Source organism: Glaciimonas soli (assembly GCF_009497155.1).
GTDB classification, from domain to species: Bacteria; Pseudomonadota; Gammaproteobacteria; order Burkholderiales; family Burkholderiaceae_D; genus Glaciimonas; species Glaciimonas soli.
Genome location: NZ_WINI01000004.1, coordinates 233,186 through 251,486, shown reverse-complemented (window position 1 = coordinate 251,486; position 18,301 = coordinate 233,186). Strand labels below are relative to the sequence as shown.

Below are 18,301 nucleotides of genomic sequence, written 5' to 3'. Positions count from 1 at the left end.
ATTGATGGGACTTAGAAGTTGAACATCGCCATCAGGTCGCCGATGGCGGTGGTGTTTACCGGACGATACTTATCGGCGGCGACGCTGACTGGGTTAGGCAGGTTGTCGCGGCTACGTGGCGAGAGAGGTGCCAAGCGCCAGTTGCGTTCGATGAATTTCAACACCGAGGAGTGATCGTAGTAGGTGTGATCGATGAAGCCGGTGCGTGCGTACGGCGATACCAGCAGGAATGGGATGCGCGGACCGTCGCCGAAGAAGTCGACGTTCTGGATGTAGCCGGTATCGAAATGACCGCCGCCTTCATCGGTGGTGACCAGAATCGCGGTATGCGCCCACAACGTCGGGTTGGCTTTGACTTTGGCGATCAGATCTTGCAGAAACGCTTCGTAGCGGGCTGGCGCAGAATAGCCCGGATGACCGCTGTCGAGACTCTTCGGCACCACGAACGATACTGCCGGTAAAGTGCCTTTGGCGACGTCGTTGTAGAAGGTTGTGAGACCAGCCAGGCTGGACTTCAGGTTGCTGTTCATGACGTTGCTGGAGGCTACCAGCGGATCGCCGATGGTGTTGTATTGGATGTATTGCGTAATCGAGATTGGGAAACCCAGAGCTGCAGCATCGGCTGTCACGTCGGCAGTTTCACGGCCGCCGGTATACCACTTCCAGGCGACGTTTTTCTTTGCCAATCCTTCTGCGATAGTCGGTACGGTTTGCGGTGGGTAGTTGTAATTGTTGGGGCCAATAGGCTGCACATTGCCGCTCATGTCGTAGCCTGGATTGTAATTATTGACCAAATAGTATTTGCCGGCGTCGCAATTGCTCTTGACCTTTTTGCCGCTCAGGAAATTCAGAATGGCGCCGACGCCAGGCTGGCTCGGATCGGAACAGTTGACGTAGGAACCGCCCTGATAGCCGTCTTGCGTATAGAAATTCGCAGTTTGCGCCAGTGGATTCGGATTCTCGATCTGGTTCGCCGGTGGTACGCCAACCGCACCGCCAGCATTGAAGTACGGCAGGTCGGCGGTAGCGATGGAGTAGAAATTGGCGCCGGTACCGCCCATGATGCTTTGATGATAGTTATCGCTTAATGCATATTGCTGTGCCAGCGATTTGAAGAAAGGCGCATCGCCGCTGGCCATGTTGAGGAAACCCATCAGCTCGCCTCCTTGTCCTGGATTGCTTGGCGTAATGCCGGTGGTGTCGCCGCCTTGACCGACGCTGGCAGCGACCCAGGTGAACAGATCCAGCTTGGAATTGTCACCGCCGGTTTGCTGCCACATCTGGAAGAAACGATGGACCGGATCGCCAGTCTGGGCGCTGCTTGCGGTGCCGTAAGGTGCATATTTGGTGAGCTGGAATGGCCCGCTCGGCAAGTTCGCAGGGAAGCGCGCATCCGGTACGCCACCTGGATCCTGAAAGGTCGGCGGTGCGAGTTCGCCAATCGCGGTCGGCTGTGGCAAAGTGGCGTAAGCGCTGGCGCGGGTTGGGTTAACTGTATAAACAGTCTGGGTTGTGCCCTGGTTTTGCAGCGCCAGATTAAAGTTCGGGCCGGGGCTGCCGTCGACGTTAATGATGCCTTGCGATAACAGGTTCTTCACGGTTTGGCCCTGCGGCGGTTGATAAGCACCGAATACCGCATCGAAGGTTTGGTTTTCGCCGACGACTACGATGACGTTCTGGATCGGCGTGCTGGTCGGCCCATTGTTTAACGCCACCACGGACTGGATTGCGGTGGCTGGCAACACACTCGTGATGTTGCCGGTGGCCGGAATCGTCAGCACCGCTCGATTGGCGTCGGTGCCGACAGCGATCTGTCCGGTATGGACTGTGAAGTGCGTCAGGTCGAATAGATTGTCGAGCGGGTCGCCGGCAGTGGCTTGGTATACCGTGCTACCTATCGGATCGCTGGTTTCAGAGGCGGGGACATTAAGCGCGGTAAACAAAGGCTGCAGTGGCAAAGAGACGTCGCTGACAGCTTTCGATATGCTGGCCGCACTGATGTTGGCGGCGCCGATTTGTGCTGCAGTCGGGCTGCCGTTCGGAATCAGGCCGAGCACGCGCTGGGTGATCAGGGAGGTCAGTGGATTGAGATTGGCTTGCACAGGACTGCCTGTACTTCCCGGTGCAGAGCTCGGATTGATGACTGAAGACAGCGTCGCGGCACTGCCGTCGGCATCGTTGAACGGCGCTGTCAAAACGAACGGTGCAGTACCTTTGAGAGCCAGTGTGAATTTGCCGTTGGCATCGGTGAGTGCTGTCTGAATGTTCTGGCCGCTGCTGTCGGTGATGGTGACGGTGACGCCAACCAGTGCTTTGCCGCTCGCCGCGACGCCACTTACGGTGCTGCCGGACGAACTACCGCCACTGCTGCTGCAGCCACTCAGATAGACTAGCGTCGCGCATGCCAGCGCCAGGGAACGAGGTTTCATGAATTTATCCTATTATGGGAATGATCGTTATAGTCGGCAAAAGTGCATGGGCGCATCGGTCAGTGAGGGCTGCATGCATTCGCATCATATTCTATTGTCAATAAGAAATATTACTTCCTGATGTCACAACTTTCAGGTTTTCTAAAAACAACAAGCCGTTCAGAGTGAGCGGTGCATTTAGAGTAAGCCGTCCATTGCGTCGGATGAATTAGTGTGTTGCGTTCGGAAAAATTGAGTTGTGAAAATATCGCAGATGGCCGCGGCTTACTTGCTGTCCAAAGCGTGTCAGAAGCGACTCAGCAAAACGCCAGGCGCGAACGACCTGAAAAGGAGAGGGCGGAAGCAGACCTTGTGGCCGCTATCGATTTGACGATGGATCTCAGTTGGCCGCGGAACTAAGCAAGCTCAGCCGATAAGCATACGGCGCTTGTCCGTTCCAGCGCCGGAATGCTCGGGTAAAAGCGCTTTGCTCGGAATAGCCCAGCAGTTGGGCTATTTCAGCCAGTTGCAGGCGTGGATCGGCCAGATAATCTTCGGCGAGGCGTTGACGGATGTTCTCGCGCAGTTCTTTGAAGTTGATGCCGCTGGCAGCCAGCCGGCGATGCAAGGTGCGGGTCGAAACGTGCAGCTCGTTGGCGACCAGGTCCAGTTCCGGCTGACCTTCGCGTACCAAACGGGCGATGCAGCGGCGCACCGCCTGTTCGAAATCGTCGCTGGGCGGCAATTGCGCCATCAAGTCATCCGCCTGTCTTTCCAGAACATTTAGCAGTACTGTATCCGGCTGCCGCAACGGTAAAGCCAGCAGTGTTTGTGGAAAGCGAATGGAGGTCTCCGGCTGATCGAACAATACCGGACAGCCGAACCATTCCCGATAGGGTTGAATGTCGGCCGGCGCAGGATTGACGAAACGGATTTCAGTAGCGACGATGCGGCGGCCGGTCGCGTTGTTGATCAGTTGCAGCAGCGCGGTGATGGCGCACTCGTCCACCAGCGGTCCGGGTCGGCCCTGTTCGATACCCCATTCCAGCAGCAGATCGCTGCCGTCCATTGTGCTGCGCATCGGATTGACGTCATACAACAGACGTTGGTATTGCATGGTACGCGCCAGCGCCGCACCGAGGTTCGGACAAGCCAGCAGTACGTAGCCCATCACACCGAAATGCGCCGGTGTAATGGTCTGACCCAGATGCAGGCCGAGCAAGGGATCATGCAGGTGTTCGGCAGCGCGCTGCAGCAAGGTGCGCCAGGCGGTCACCGGATAACGCAGCGAGCCGCGGTCGGCCGCTTCCGGCGCGGCGACGCCCAATAAGGCGGCAGTTGCCACACCCCGTTTTTCAAGGTACTCATACAATAGCCGCACGTAGGTGCTGGGGACAACGCCGCGGACCGGCTGTTCTGCGATGGTTGGATGCATGGCGAGAATTGTCAAATAATTGTCTGTCGCGGTCAAGCCTTTAAGTTTCCCCAGAGCTAGAATCCAGTAGATCAACTATGCGCATGGAGCGGTACATCATGATGGATCTGATTGCCTGGATGGAATCCACATTCGGCGCTCATATAGAATGGAAGCAGGTGGTGCTGATCGGCATGACGCCTATGTTCCTGATTGCCTTTGCCATCGAATGGCAAGTCATGCGTAAGCGCGGCGCAGGGCAGCAGTTCTATTGGAAAGATATTCTCACCAACCTCAATCTCGGCGGCAGTTATCAGTTGTTCGAACTGGCGGCGCATGTGATATTCGTAGGGGCTGCGGTATTCTGGTTCTGGCACCATCGTTTCTTTACGATTGCTATCAACGGCTGGACTCTGCTGCCCATTTTCCTTGGCGTCGAATTTTGTTACTACTGGTTTCATCGCTGCAGTCATCGTGTACGCTGGTTCTGGACTGCCCATGTGGTACATCACAGTGGCGAACACATGAACATGACGACCGCCATGCGCCAGTCACTGCTCTATCCAATCACCGGCTGGTGGCTGTTTTTCATGCCGCTGGTGCTGCTGGGCGTGCATCCGGCAGTGGTGTTCATCCTGTATGCGTGCGATCTGGTGTATCAGTTCTTCATCCACACTGAAAGTGTCGGCAAGCTACATCCTGTGCTGGAATACTGGTTCGACACGCCCAGCAATCATCGCGCCCATCACGGCCGCAATGACTGCTACATCGACAAGAACTATGGCGGTGTGCTGATCATTTTCGACCGCATGTTCGGCACCTACGTCGAAGAACAGGAAGCCGTCGATTACGGCATCAAACGTCAGGTTCACAGCCACAATCTGCTAACCCTCAACTTCCACGAATTTATCGCAATGTGGCGTGACGTGGCGCAGCCAGGTAGTCTGTGGCAACGCTTGAAACATCTGTGGGCGCCACCTGAGTATGAGCGCGCCAGTACCCATCAGTCTTCGGTGCAATCCCAATGACATTTTCTTCAACAGCCATACAAAACTTGCCCGTGGCTCCCGCTAACGTCGTCGATGCGAGCGGCCAGCCGCGCATGGGCCGCTATGCCGGGCAGACCGGTACCATCGACTGGTCAACCCTGGCCGCACCTTTCGCTCGCAGTGGTTGGTGGCGGCGTTTCCATCACAAACGCTGGCAGTATGTAGCGCTGTCAACACCAGAACTGTTCTGCGGCATCGCGATTGTCGACGTCGGCTGGACCAATACTGCCTTCGCCTATGTCTTCGATCGCCTGCAGGGTAAGCAGATCGCCAGTTTTTCACAGGACGGCATCCCCGGCCTGAGCGCCCATGTCAGCGAGCAGCCGGGCGGCGCGAGCCGCTTCAACTGCTTCGGCCACCGCATCAGTTATCAGCCGCCGGTCGGTGCGCATGGCGGCAAGCACCAACTCAGTTTGCACAGCAAGCAGTTCAGCATCGAAGCCGAATTCGACGACAGCGGCGCAACACCGCAGTTGCTGGCGGTCGGACCGATCGCCAACGGTTCGGTGCATGCGACCCAAAAATCGCCTGGCATGCCGCTCAGCGGCAAGGTGCTGGTAGGCGACCAGCGTTTTGATTTGCAGGGCGGTGTTGCCAGCGCCGACTATTCCAACGGCTTGCTGGCGCGCGAAACCGAATGGCGCTGGGCATCGGCACACGGACTGGATATCGGTTTCAACTTGCAGTCCGGTTATTTCGGCAATCAAGAAAACGTGCTGTGGCTGGACGGCCAGTTGTATCCGCTGGGCCACGCGCATTTCGAATATGACCCAGTCACGCCGTTAGCACCCTGGCATATTTATACCGACGACGGTTTGCTGGATCTGACATTCATGCCGGAAGGTGCTCGTCGCGAAAACAAGAATCTGTTGATCGCCGTTACGCGTTATATCCAGCCGATAGGTAGTTTCAGCGGTTGGGTCAAACCGGAACCGAATGCTGAGCCACGGCTGGTGCAGCACTTGGTGGGTGTGACCGAGGAGCATTTCTCGCGCTGGTGATATGGCCGTTAACTGGCTTGAACGCGGCGGGCTTAACTGACTGCTGGCTGAGCGAAGAATTGCTATTGAATTGGAATTCAATGAAATAGAATCGTGCAGCAATTGTTTTTTACAGGTAACAATAAAGATACGCAGATTCAGACTAATACTGGAGTAGGAGGGTAGGCAACTTAAATTGACCGGTACTGCAAAGCGCTAAAAATATGGCGCATCGTGTAATGAAGAGCACTATAAAAAATCAAATACAAATTTGGAGAAGACACTTGAAGAAGCAATTTACAGCATTATCGAAACTCGCTGCTTTATCGGTATTGGCGGCATTTGCAGCACCTGCCATGGCGCAACAAGCTGGCGATAACGTCGTCAATGTAGGTTGGGCTCATGTCAGTCTCAACCAATCGAGCGAACTGTTATCCGTTAACGGAAATGCTATTCCAGGCACAGGTGCGAGAGTCAGCAACGCTGATACCTTGCTAGTGGATTTCAGCCATTTCTTCACTGACAATTTCGCAGTAACTGCGGATATGGGAGTTCCACCAACATTCAAACTCTATGGACAAGGAGCGCTGCTCCAAGGGCTTGGGCAGATTGCGACTGCAAAACAGTGGAGTCCGGCGTTGCTAGGAAAATATTACTTTGGCGAGGCCACCAGTACATTCCGTCCCTACCTCGGTGGCGGTGTTGCTTACGTCTGGTATTCCGATATTAAGTTGACGAACAATTTGACGCAATTACTCGGCCTTGTCGCGGCCGGCAATCCGTCTGCTTCAACCAGCGCAAAACTGAGCAGCTCCTTTGTGCCAATCGCGAATGTCGGTTTTGTCTACAATATCAACAATAATTGGTCTGTTAACGCATCCCTGGCCTATGTCAAATTGAGTACCAAGGCTGATCTGAGTACGGAAACACCGACAGGCACGGTCCATAGCACTACTAAAATCACACTTGATCCTTTGGTGTCTACACTGACAGTTGGTTATAAATTCTAAGCGGATTGATATTGAGGTAACGCGCCGAAGGCTCAGAGCGAGCCTCCGGCGGAAACGACAGGTCGGGCGGTCGACCAAGATACTTGGTATTCGGCGCGTTTCGCTTTTGAATGCTTTTGAACGCCTTTCATTCAACGCGCTGCAAGTAAGATACAAAAACAGATTTGAATTGCAGATGCAAGCTCGGCAAGCAACCTCCGCATCGCCATCCTCGCGGACACGGGGATCCACCTTGGGTTAACATGGATTCCCGCGTTGGCGGGAATGACCAGCGTTTTCAAATCGATTGTTTGACATTACTTACATAAAAATAAATACCAGAGGCAGAACATGAACGCTATCGTGAACGAAGCCACGGCTGAGCTTGAGTGCGACCAGATCAAAAGCGAAATCCAGCGTGTGTTTGAGCAGCAACGCGCAACCGCGTTGCACCTGCGGCAATCTGGTAAAGCCGAACGCGTCGCCAAGATCCGCAAATTAAAAGCGGCAGTGTTGGCCAATCGCGAGGCGATTATTGCTGCTGGCTTTGCCGATTTCGGCAAGCCGGCAGCAGAGGTCGAGCTGACTGAAATCCTGCCGGTGATCGCCGAAGCAAATGACGCCATCCGCAAACTAGGCAGCTGGATGAAGCCCAAGAAAGTGTGGCCGTCGCGGCTGTCGGTCGGTACTCAGGGTTATACGCAATATGAACCCAAGGGGCGAGTACTGATAGTGGCACCCTGGAACTATCCGGTCAACCTAAGCTTAGGGCCGCTGGTATCGGCGCTGGCCGCTGGCAACGCGGTGATCATCAAGCCTTCGGAAATGACGCCGCATGCGTCCGCCGTGATTGACAAAATCCTGCGTGAAGTATTCGCAGAGGACGAAGTGGCGTTGTTCGAAGGACCGGCATCGGTGGCGCAGGCGTTGCTGGAGCTGCCCTTCGATCACATCTTCTTTACCGGTTCTCCGGCGGTTGGCAAGATCGTCATGGCCGCTGCCGCAAAGCATTTGACCAGCGTGACGCTGGAGCTGGGCGGGAAATCGCCGACCATCGTCGATGATACGGCTGACTTGGCGGCGGCTGCCCGGAATATTCTGTGGGCCAAGTTCACCAACAACGGCCAGACCTGTATTGCACCGGATCATGTGTATGTGCACGCCAGCGTCAAGGACGCCTTTCTGCAGCATTGCATCGCTGCGCTGGAAGACGCATATGGCAAGGAGGCGGAGCAGGCCGAGAGTCCATTCCTGGCGCGCATCGTCAACGAACGCCATGCCGAACGCGTCAAGGTTCTGCTGGATGACGCCAAGGCACGCGGCGCACGGGTGGTGACCGGTGGCCAGGTCGACACCGGACTGCGCTATATCGCGCCGACCCTGATCGACGATATTCCGGACGACGCCAAGATCATGAGCGAGGAAATCTTTGGGCCGCTGCTGCCCATCATCAGCTTTACCGATCTGGATACAGTTATCGCGCGTATCAATGCCGACCCCAAGCCGCTGGCGCTATATGTCTGGAGCCGCAAGCAGGCAAACATCGACAAGATAATGCAACAGACCACTTCCGGCGGTGCCTGTATTAACCATTGCGTGGTGCAGTTCCTACACGGGAATCTGCCCTTCGGCGGCGTCAATAATTCCGGCATCGGCAGCGGCCATGGCCACTACGGTTTCCTGGCGTTTTCTCACGAGCGTGCGGTAGTGCGCGGTCGCATCATGCTGGCGAAGATGTTTTACCCGCCTTACACCGCCACCACGCGCAAGCTGATTTCCCTGTTCATCAAGACAGTCTGATTCAGCGCCTGGCAGTTATCTGCCTGGTCTGGCTAAATAAAAAAGCCTGCAATCTCATCGATTGCAGGCTTTTCCTTATCCGTTACACAGTAATTAATTACGGGACTTAATCACTTCTTGTTCAATCACCATATCCAGTGTCCACTTGATCGAACTGGCATCTTGCGGCGGATTTGGTATTTTTTCTTCTAAGATACGCAAGCGATAAGCTATCCCAGGCTCGGGTTTGAAACCGACGATATCGCCATACCAAAGCTGCCACGGTTGGGTTTTGTCTTCACGGATTTGATAGCAAGTGGTGCGCATTACGCCATTGCTGCAAGGTGCTTTTTCAGAGGCGACATAAACCAGTTTAGTTTTAGCTGCCGCGCTCGGTTTTTCGCGACGATGGAACGTCAACGTTTGATGGTCGCTCGTACTAATTTCTAGTAATGGGCCGGAGAAACTGTAAGTGTTTACTGTTTGCAGCTGATTGAGGAAGTCGCTTTCAAATTGCATCGCTGGTTCCGGACACATTTTTCGTGTGCCGACTGCCTGACCTATCGTCAGTCTGTTCGCAGATGCCAGCGCATAAGTAGCGGAAAAATTATTGCACCACGAACGGCCGCTGACATGTCCCTGGCCAGTTTCGTTGGCGAAATTCAGCATCACCGGTTCGCCGTTATCGCCATTCGGTATCACATGATCCGGCCACTTGACCAGTTCCCAACGTGACGCCATCAATTGCGCTTCATCGCTTGCCGATGAGTTGATTGGTGTCGCGGTTGGGCCGGCGCAGGCTGCCAAGGTGGCGGTAGTCACGACTAGCAACATCAAGCTGCGTGTAAAGGTTGGCATAGACATGTGTTTTTCCTTTGGTTATGGCAGCACTTAAGCTTGCCTGGCATTTTAGCTTATCGATAACAAACTGATAAATGATGCATAACTTTTAAATGTGATGGTCAGTTCTCAGATAGATTTCTACGCAATGCGTTGCCTATGTCTTCTAAAAACTTGCTAAGTGTGTGATAGACAGACTATTTGGGATTAAATTCAAAAGTCCTGTCTTATTTACAAAGAATAGACTGCATTTTTCGGCCGTTTTATTCCAGCCATTTGGCCCGACTTGCTGCCAATGCCACCGCCAGGCACAAGACCCCAACCAGCACCAGAGCGAGGTGTAGTCCAAAACCATGCGCCAGAAAACCGATCGCTGGCGGTCCTACCAAGGTGCCAGCGTAACTGAGCGTTGCTACTGCGGCCAATGCAGTCGGCCCATGTTTTCCAGCGGCGCTGAAGACAAATGGGAATAAGGTAGCGACACCAACGCCGGTGAGCGCAAAGCCGATAATCGTTAAAGGTATCGCGCTGGCGATGAGCGCGATCAGCATGCCAAGCCCGGCTGTCAATGCGCCCGCTGCAACGATTTTGCGAGCACCAAAACGTTCTTTCAGACGATCACCAATTACGCGTGTAATCAGCATCATCGCCGCAAAAGCAGCGAAAGCTAATGGCGCAATGCCATCACTGGCATGATGATTATCCTTCAAATAAATCCCACTCCAATCGGCAATCGCACCTTCCACAATCGCACCGCAAAATCCTATTAAACCAAGCGCGATCAAGGGACCATGCGGCACAGCAAAGTGCTTGTTGCCTGAAATTTTTTCTGGTCTGTCATTTGGTAACGCTTGGTAGCAAAGCACTAAAGGGAGCAGTAATAGAAGCGACAGCATGCCGAAATGCAGCCAGGTTTGCATGCCCAAACCCGCCAATGCGCTGCCGATCAGTGCGCCGGATAAGGTGCCCAGACAATACCAGGCATGCATCATCGACATGATGGAGCGACCGGCGGCTCTTTCTTCATGGGTTGCTAACGCATTCATCGCGACATTGAAGCAACCAGAAAAAGTGCCAAGGAAAATCATTGCCGCCATCAATAAATGCAGACGGGGTGCCAATGCCAGGCAGGGCAAGGTCAGCAGCAGAAATACGCCGACTAACAGTACGCTGTGCCGCGGCCCGTAATGCGCGACCAGCCATGCCGCCAATGGAAACGACAAGGTCGCTCCCAGGCCAGCGCATAACAAGGCCAGACTTAACGATGCCGGATCAAGCTGCAATGCATCGCGTATCGCCGGGATGCGTGATGCCCACGTTGCGTAAACTATTCCTAACAGAATGAAAAAGAACGGAAGTGCGATGGACTGTAAGCGCTTGATGGCGATTTCCCTTTAGGATTTATTAAGATGTGTTTTCTCTCTCCTACTTACGGGAGAGAGAACTTGCGTAGTTAGTTAACGCCAGCCAAATGTCGCGGTAACGCTTCCAGCAAGGCCTGACACGCCGCATCAGTGCCTATCGTGATGCGCAAAAATTGATTGATGCGCGCGTCTTTGAAATGTCGCACGAGAATCCCATCACTGCGCAATCCCGCGGCGATTTTTACCGCATCATGCTGTGGATGACGAGCCAAGATGAAATTGGCAGCGGAAGGCAATACTTCGAAGCCGAGTGCAGTCATACCGGCGACTAATTTGTCACGACTATTGATCACTGCCTGGCAGGTTTGATCGAGATACGCTTTATCTTCTATTGCGGCGGTGGCGCCGGCAATCGCCATGCGATCCAGCGGATAAGAATTAAAACTGTCTTTGACGCGGGTTAGCCCGGCGATTAAATCCGGATGACCTATTGCAAAGCCGACGCGTAATCCAGCCAGAGAATACGATTTCGACATTGTTTGTATGATCAGCAAATTCGGGTAGCGGCTGACCAGAGGTATCGCGCTTTTACCGCCAAAGTCAATGTAGGCCTCATCCACAATCACCACGCTATCTGGTTGTGCGGCAACCAGACGCTCGACTTCTGACAATGGCAGCAGACAGCCAGTCGGTGCGTTTGGATTCGGGAAAATAATGCCACCATTTTTACCTGCGTTCAGATAATCATCGACGCGCAATGTGAAGTCATCTGCGAGCGGGATCGTTTTATAGGCGATGTGATACAGGCCGCAATAAACCGGATAAAAACTGTAAGTGATATCTGGATACAAAATAGGATCGTCATGTTTCAGCAATGCCTGAAATGCATGCGCCAGCACCTCGTCAGAGCCATTGCCAACGAATACATGCGCGGGCGTAATGCCATGCTGCGCATGTTGTTTTGCAATCGCTAGTTTCAATTGTTCCGAATCTGGATTCGGATATAAACGCAAACTCGCGCCGCTGCTGTTGATTTCGCGCTCAATCGCTGCCACAGCCAATGGCGATGGGCCGTAGGGATTTTCGTTGGTATTTAACTTGATCAGATTATCGATCTTAGGTTGTTCACCAGGGATATAAGGCGTCAGCTTGCTGACGATAGAACTCCAGAATTTGCTCATACTGTCGATGAAGGTTAGGGTGAGTCGATATGCGGCTGGTAATTATAGGGCTGGTAATGGAAGTGACTATGCGTGCGTGCTAAAACCCTATGGTATCAAAGCCAGCGGGATCACGTATCTACAAGCGCGAATAAGTGAGATGAAGAAGTAAAATGGCGAACTAAACAAGCACGGCTCGGCCTAATGGTGCCTGGTTTTTTGCCACTTTTGAGAAGATTTTTATTATGTCCTGGGAGTTTCCGTTGAATATACACGCCGTTAATCAATTTTCTGCCCTATGGGATTTCCTCCTGACTTCCTCCATGCATTACGCAGTCAACGCCGTATTGGCGCTGGTGATATTGCTGGCGGGTTGGTGGCTGTCCTCCACATTGGCCAAAGCGTTTGAGCGTGTCTTGATTCGTTCCAATGTGGATGCAACCTTAAGACCAGTGTTGCGCAGTGTGTTGCTGTGGCTGGTGCGCATGATTACGTTGATTGCGGTGCTCGGTCAGTTTGGGGTACAAACCGCCAGTATTATTGCCGTTCTTGGCGCGGCTGGTTTGGCGATTGGTTTGGCATTGCAGGGGACACTGCAAAATATTGCTGCCGGCATGATGCTGTTGTTTCTACGACCATTTCATGCTGGCGACTATATTGAAAGCGGCAGTATCGAAGGTACTGTCAACGAAATTGGTTTATTTGCTACTCAGCTGACCAAATCGGAGGGGATTTGCTTGTTTGTGCCGAACAATCAGCTATGGAATAGTGCATTAATCAATTACAGTCGTCACGCTACACGTCGTATGGATATCCCGGTTGGAATTGATTATAAAGATAATGCGGCAGTCGCTATTAAAGCCTTGCAAGCATTAGTTAATGCCGATCCGCGTGTGTTACAGACGCCTGCACCGTTGGTCGTTGTGACCGATCACAGCGATAGCGCGGTGATGCTGAAGATACGCATATGGGCCAACAGCAGTGAATTTTGGGCGGTACGCTGGGACATTACTCAGAAAATCTGGCCGACCCTGAATGCGGTCGGGTGCAATATTCCTTTCCCGGTAAGAGAATTGATGTTGCGTAATGGTGAGGCAGGAATCAAGATCGACGCGCACCATGAATAACTGATGTTGCGCACATACCGCCGTCATTCCCGCGTTCGCGCGAATGACGGCGGTATGATTTTGACGCCGAATAAGATCTGTAAATAAGCAAGATATAAAAAGGGCGTCCAGTTTTATCTGGACACCCTTTTTTGTTGTCAAACAAGAATTTCTAAACCAACAAAGACACCGCAATTGCCAGCATCATCAAGGCTGTCACGCTATCGAGCATGCGCCATGCTAGTGGTTTCTTGAATAGTGGTGCAGCATATCTGGCACCAAATCCCAAACCCATAAACCATAAGAACGATGCCAGCATTGCACCAGCGGCAAACAGAATACGACCGATGCCGATCTCTTGGCCGCCGATGGAGCCTAACAGTACTACCGTATCCAAATAAGCATGTGGATTTAGCAGGCTCAACGCCAAAGCGCTAGCGATGACTGCTGCATGGCGTGGCGGCGCTAATGGTTTTGCATCTGGATTGAGTACCGCTGGTTTCCACGCGGCACGTGCAGAGCGCAGGCCGTACCAGAGTAAAAATGCTGCACCACCCCATTTTGCTATGGTCAATAATGTTGGATTATCAGCGATCAATATACCGGCACCTGCCACGCCTAAAGCAATCAACATGGCATCACACAGGCTGCAAATTAACGCAGATGTAAGCACATACTGGCGCTGTAGGCCTTGTCGCAGAACAAATGTATTTTGCATGCCAATAGCCATAATTAAGCTGCCACCTAATCCTAATCCTTTGATGAATGCTGTGCTTTCCATGATGTACTCCTTCTACTTTTCAACCTCTTGCGTTATTGCTTAAGTTCATGGCATCAGAATACTGCGCCGCACAATATAAGTAAAACGAATGATTTTACTCATTGATTAGAATTGCTTATAATTGCCCGTATGAAAAATCTTGATTATCGCGGCTTGGCCGCACTCGACGCAGTCGCCACTCTGGGCAGTTTTGAGAAGGCCGCTACGGCGCTTTTCATCAGCCAGTCAGCCGTGTCGCAACGTATCCGTACTTTGGAAGATATGACCGGTCAGTTGCTCATCATTCGTGCGCAACCGGCGGTGGCGACGGTATTGGGGCAGCGGCTGATTGCGCATTTCCGTCAGGTCAAATTGATGGAAGCGGCGTTGGATATTGATGTCGGCGAACCCGGCAGCTTGCCCGATATTGCGATTGCAGTGAACGCCGACACCTTGGCAACCTGGTTATTGGATGCGATTGCGCCGGTACTCAATCCGCCGCAATGTCAATTGACGGTGTTGATTGACGATCAAGATCACACGCTACAATTACTGCGTGAAGGCAGTGTGTTTGCCTGCGTTACCAGCTCTAACGAAACCGTGGCTGGCACCACTGCCACGCCGTTGGGCGTGGAGCGCTACATTTGCGCCGCGTCACCCGCATTTGCAGCACGTTGGTTCGGCGATGGTTTTACCTCCGCGGCAGTGGGACAAGCGCCAGCGGTGGTATTCAATCAAAAAGATGCTCTGCATGCGCGTTTTTTGGACTGGCGGCTGGGCTGGCAGGGAAAATTCCCACATCATTCGATTGCGTCGGCAGAAGCATTTGAGAAATGCGTCAAAATGGGTTTAGGCTATGGCATGTTGCCGACTTTGCAAATCGGCGATGCGTTGGAGAGTGGAGAGTTGGTGGATCTCACTCCCGGCGATGGTTTTGATGTACCGCTGATCTGGCATGCCTGGAATATCCAGACGCCACTCACGCAAGCCCTATCAACACAGATAATTCAGATGGCAAGGGCGAGTTTGCAATATGCGGTAACGGAAGTGTAATCAACTTTAAGAGGGTGACTTTATGGATACTCAGACCTTGCAAGCCTATGATGCGGCGGCTGCCGATTATGCGGACGATTGGCATAGTCAATCAGCGCCGGTCGATCTGTATGAAACCGTAGCGCGTCATTTCCATCCCGGACTGACCGCTGATATCGGTTGTGGCAGTGGCCGTGAAGTGGCGTGGCTGGTGACACATGGTTTTGCCGCGATTGGGTATGATGCGTCCAATGGATTGTTGCAGCAGGCGCAAGCGCGTTACCCGGAGTTGACCTTTATGCAGGCCAGCTTGCCCTTGTTGGACGGTATCGCCGATGCGAGCTTCGATAATGTATTGTGCGAAACCGTGATCATGCATTTGGATAAAGAACACATACCGGCGGCGGTACGTCGCTTAACTGCGGTACTGAAACCTGGCGGGATGTTGTATCTGAGTTGGCGGGTGACGCTGAATGACGATCTACGTGATCCTGCGGGACGTCTCTATACCGCTTTCGATAGTGAACTGATTCGACAGGAATTAAGTGGTTGTGCATTGCTGCTGGATGAAGAACTTATTAGCGCATCTTCTGGCAAAATCATCCATCGTGTTCTGGCACACAAGAGTAAGTAATATCACACTAAACTAACTAAAAAGCTGACCCGACCCGTGACCATAACAAACACACCTTCTAAATCCCTCTGGATCGCTGATCTGATGCTGTTGCTGGTTGCCATAGTGTGGGGCAGTAGTTACGGAATGGCCAAGCAAGCATTGGCCTATTATCCGGTGCTCGGATTTTTGGCGATCCGCTTTTGTCTGACTTTTGCGGTCATGCTGCCGACTCTGCGGCCATTGCTACGGCCCGAAGGACGTGCGGCGTTTTGGGTAGGTTTGCCATTGGGGTTGTTGTTGCTATCGATTTTTGTCTGCGAAACTTTTGGCGTCGCACAAACACAAGCATCGAATGCTGCATTTTTAATCAGCTTGTGTATTGTATTTACGCCGTTTGTTGAGTGGATGGTGATGGGCAAGCGGCCAGCGATCAGTGCTTTCATAGTGGCCTTTATCGCCTTGTTCGGCACATGGTTGCTGACGTATGGTGCGCGTTTGACGTTCAACCTTGGTGACGGTTTGATGTTGGTTGCAGCGCTGTTGCGGGCGTTGATGATGTGTATGACTAAACGACTCACCGAAAACAAAAATATTTCATCGCTTACTTTGACGGCAGTGCAGTCCGGAGTCGTTGGTTTGGGAAGTTTGCTGCTGGCACTGGTGCTGCTGAAAGACGGCTTACCGGCATTGCCAACTGCAACGGCATTCTGGGGAAATACGATCTATCTGGTCTTGTTCTGTACGCTGTTTGCATTTTTCGCTCAGATCTATGCGCTGCGCCGTAGCAATCCCACGCGCGTCGCATTATTAATGGGAAGTGAACCGGTTTTCGGCGCCTTGTTCGCTGCGATATGGCTGGGTGAGCAACTCAGTGGATTGGCGTGGGTGGGCGGCGGCTTGATTGTCGCCGCGACTTTATGGGCAACTTTGCCAAGCTTGCGATTATTCAAAACAGCTCCGATAAACAATTAAGTAAGGCCGCATAAGTATTTATACGTTGTTGCCTCCGCCTTGCCGTGCAGTCGTACTGTCTGTGCCGGGGCGCCTAGTCTAAATACTTATGCGGCCTTACTTAAATCGGGCTGCTCTGTCTCAGCCTCAGCCTTGAAATCAAATGGTTAACGTTGCTTAGCCATTTGCTGCAAATACACCAACAAGTCATTTAACTGAGCATCACTTAGATTGGTCGCGGTAAAGCCAGGCATGGATTTTTGCGGCCAGTTACGTACTGACGTTGGGTCGCGTATCAGCTTGCGCAAAAACGCATCTTGAAAATACTCGGTTGGACTAAATGGTCTGTTCAAATCGGGGCCGATGGTGGCATCGCCAGCATTATTTATCTTATGACATACAGAGCAATTGGCGATATATACCTGCATGCCACGTAAAGCGGCTTTAGAGCTCAGGTCGCTTGCCGACGCTTTAGGCACGATTTGCGGGAAGCGTTTTTCTAAAGCGATAGTTTCGGTAATTGTCGCGATCTGGTACGGCCATTGTTCCGCCGATACGGCTGCTTTTCCGGGAGCTCGCCAGACCAGATAAAACGGACCGGCGCTAGGTTTTCCCGGTTTCAACGGCGACCATGGTTTATCTGCCGGTTCAATTGCCAGCCAGGGTTGCGCCGCGCTATTGAGTAATGTGCCAGGGATATTGGCAACAAAGCCATCAAGCGCCGTAAATTGCACGGTCTCCGCCTGCGCTAACTGTTTCGCACTGATTAATGCCGTAAACGGCACCGCGCGATACTGTGTTTTGCGTTTATAGGAGACGTCATCTGCAATCTCGATAGTACGGACATCTGGAGATTTTAATAATTCGGCGCTGCTAAGCTGTTTGACTTGTTGACCGATATGAATTTCCAGCACCGGCTCAGCGGCGTTGCCAGGCAGTGAAATGAGGGTGAGCAATACCGCCAAACCGCATGATGCGACGATCATTCCGTTTTGCAGACGGTTAAGAAGCAGTGTCATTTTCATTTCTTTCGTTTGAATGGCATAAATTTTTATGCTATACAGCAACTATATCGCATTAACGAAAGTATCTATGGCCGAAGAGTTTGAAGTTCCCAGTCCACATGAGCATCATGTCGAGCATGTGACCGAGCATGCGCATGGAAGCGGCGATAATTTTGCCGGTAAGATCGCAGTGATGACCGCCATCATGGCTACGGTCGGAGCGATGTTCAGCTATCAAGCCGGTTCCACTGAAAGTGAAGCGGCGATGAATAAAAATGATGCCGCCATCAAAAAAACGGAAGCCGCGAATCAATGGAATTATTATCAGGCCAAATCGAGTCGCCAAAACCTGGCCGAACTAGCCATGCATATTCCCGGTGTCGATGCTGCGCACTACACGGCCGAAGCTGCGCGCTATAAATCAGAAAAAGAAGAGATACAAAAGAAGGCTGAAGCGCTGGAAGCAGAGTCAACTGCCTGGGATCAAAAATCAGAGCAAGCTCTGCATCAACATCACCGTTGGGCACAAGCGATGACAGCGATACAAATCGCGATTGCGATGGCAGCGATTACTTTGTTGACGCGGAAAAATTGGCTGAAAAAGGTATCGTACGGCGCGGCGGGGATTGGTGTCGTGCTGGGACTGTTGGCGACGTTGCATTATTAAGCGGTAACGTGGGTACGCTGCCAGGACGATTCAACGCTGAAATTAAAAAATCCGTCATCCTCGCGAGCGCGAGGATCCAGGTTGCGATCTCAACATGGATTCCCGCGTTCGCGGGAACGACGAATTAACATTAGTTACAGGATTGAACAGCTCTGGGTACATTGCTGTACCCACGTTTATTT

The 18,301-nt window shown here is 52.5% G+C and carries 16 protein-coding genes; 9 read left to right on the top strand and 7 right to left on the bottom strand.

Going from position 1 to position 18,301, the window contains the following annotated elements; translation table 11 throughout:
* Nucleotides 1-11: 11 nt before the first annotated feature.
* Together GEV47_RS09415 and GEV47_RS09410 are read right to left on the bottom strand one after the other, a co-directional pair.
* A complete protein-coding gene (locus tag GEV47_RS09415; protein WP_153234501.1) occupies nucleotides 12-2,429 on the bottom strand; it encodes an alkaline phosphatase family protein in 2,418 nt (805 codons plus the stop codon).
* A 379-nt stretch (nucleotides 2,430-2,808) separates the two neighbouring features.
* A complete protein-coding gene (locus tag GEV47_RS09410; protein WP_228124647.1) occupies nucleotides 2,809-3,879 on the bottom strand; it encodes an AraC family transcriptional regulator in 1,071 nt (356 codons plus the stop codon).
* 62 nt (nucleotides 3,880-3,941) lie between these two features.
* On the opposite strand from GEV47_RS09410, the gene GEV47_RS09405 reads away from it, so the two are divergent.
* From GEV47_RS09405 to GEV47_RS09390, 4 genes are all read left to right on the top strand, one after another.
* Nucleotides 3,942-4,850 (top strand): sterol desaturase family protein, encoded by a 909-nt coding sequence (locus GEV47_RS09405; RefSeq protein ID WP_228124646.1) that lies wholly within the window; start codon nucleotides 3,942-3,944, stop codon nucleotides 4,848-4,850.
* A complete protein-coding gene (locus GEV47_RS09400; RefSeq protein WP_153234500.1) occupies nucleotides 4,847-5,872 on the top strand; it encodes a DUF2804 domain-containing protein in 1,026 nt (341 codons plus the stop codon). The genes GEV47_RS09405 and GEV47_RS09400 overlap by 4 nt, the downstream gene beginning before the upstream one ends.
* Before the next feature lie 263 nt (nucleotides 5,873-6,135).
* On the top strand, nucleotides 6,136-6,861 hold the full coding sequence (locus GEV47_RS09395; RefSeq protein ID WP_153234499.1) for an OmpW/AlkL family protein: 726 nt from the start codon (nucleotides 6,136-6,138) through the stop codon (nucleotides 6,859-6,861).
* A 330-nt stretch (nucleotides 6,862-7,191) separates the two neighbouring features.
* Nucleotides 7,192-8,640, top strand: a complete 1,449-nt coding sequence (locus GEV47_RS09390) for an aldehyde dehydrogenase family protein (protein WP_153234498.1) — start codon at nucleotides 7,192-7,194, stop codon at nucleotides 8,638-8,640.
* A 93-nt stretch (nucleotides 8,641-8,733) separates the two neighbouring features.
* Here GEV47_RS09390 and GEV47_RS09385 read toward each other — a convergent pair whose 3' ends face one another.
* The 3 genes from GEV47_RS09385 to hisC form a co-directional block, all read right to left on the bottom strand.
* Nucleotides 8,734-9,483 carry an META and DUF4377 domain-containing protein gene (locus GEV47_RS09385; protein ID WP_153234497.1) on the bottom strand — a complete coding sequence of 250 codons (750 nt, stop codon included), beginning with the start codon at nucleotides 9,481-9,483 and terminating at the stop codon, nucleotides 8,734-8,736.
* A gap of 239 nt (nucleotides 9,484-9,722) precedes the next feature.
* Nucleotides 9,723-10,790: an MFS transporter gene (locus tag GEV47_RS09380; RefSeq protein ID WP_322741611.1), complete on the bottom strand. Its 1,068-nt coding sequence runs from the start codon at nucleotides 10,788-10,790 to the stop codon at nucleotides 9,723-9,725.
* A gap of 122 nt (nucleotides 10,791-10,912) precedes the next feature.
* Entirely contained in the window at nucleotides 10,913-12,004 is a 1,092-nt protein-coding gene (hisC, locus tag GEV47_RS09375) for a histidinol-phosphate transaminase (protein WP_153234495.1), read from the bottom strand.
* Nucleotides 12,005-12,246: 242 nt separating this feature from the next.
* On the opposite strand from hisC, the gene GEV47_RS09370 reads away from it, so the two are divergent.
* Complete coding sequence (locus tag GEV47_RS09370) at nucleotides 12,247-13,110, top strand: mechanosensitive ion channel family protein (RefSeq protein ID WP_153234494.1); 864 nt, start codon at nucleotides 12,247-12,249, stop codon at nucleotides 13,108-13,110.
* Nucleotides 13,111-13,261: 151 nt separating this feature from the next.
* Here GEV47_RS09370 and GEV47_RS09365 read toward each other — a convergent pair whose 3' ends face one another.
* Nucleotides 13,262-13,870, bottom strand: a complete 609-nt coding sequence (locus GEV47_RS09365; RefSeq protein ID WP_153234493.1) for a LysE/ArgO family amino acid transporter — start codon at nucleotides 13,868-13,870, stop codon at nucleotides 13,262-13,264.
* A gap of 129 nt (nucleotides 13,871-13,999) precedes the next feature.
* Between GEV47_RS09365 and GEV47_RS09360 the strand changes: the two genes are divergently transcribed.
* The 3 genes from GEV47_RS09360 to GEV47_RS09350 all read left to right on the top strand — a co-directional run bounded on the left by GEV47_RS09360 (nucleotide 14,000) and on the right by GEV47_RS09350 (nucleotide 16,469).
* Complete coding sequence (locus tag GEV47_RS09360; protein WP_153234492.1) at nucleotides 14,000-14,902, top strand: LysR family transcriptional regulator ArgP; 903 nt, start codon at nucleotides 14,000-14,002, stop codon at nucleotides 14,900-14,902.
* 22 nt (nucleotides 14,903-14,924) lie between these two features.
* Entirely contained in the window at nucleotides 14,925-15,515 is a 591-nt protein-coding gene (locus GEV47_RS09355) for a class I SAM-dependent methyltransferase (protein WP_153234491.1), read from the top strand.
* 84 nt (nucleotides 15,516-15,599) lie between these two features.
* Nucleotides 15,600-16,469, top strand: coding sequence for a DMT family transporter (locus GEV47_RS09350; protein ID WP_153234744.1), 870 nt, complete (start codon nucleotides 15,600-15,602; stop codon nucleotides 16,467-16,469).
* 146 nt (nucleotides 16,470-16,615) lie between these two features.
* Here the strand turns inward: GEV47_RS09350 and GEV47_RS09345 are convergent, their stop codons facing one another.
* Nucleotides 16,616-17,467, bottom strand: a complete 852-nt coding sequence (locus GEV47_RS09345) for a c-type cytochrome (RefSeq protein ID WP_228124645.1) — start codon at nucleotides 17,465-17,467, stop codon at nucleotides 16,616-16,618.
* Nucleotides 17,468-17,540: 73 nt separating this feature from the next.
* On the opposite strand from GEV47_RS09345, the gene GEV47_RS09340 reads away from it, so the two are divergent.
* Entirely contained in the window at nucleotides 17,541-18,119 is a 579-nt protein-coding gene (locus GEV47_RS09340; protein ID WP_153234490.1) for a DUF4337 domain-containing protein, read from the top strand.
* Nucleotides 18,120-18,301: the final 182 nt, after the last annotated feature.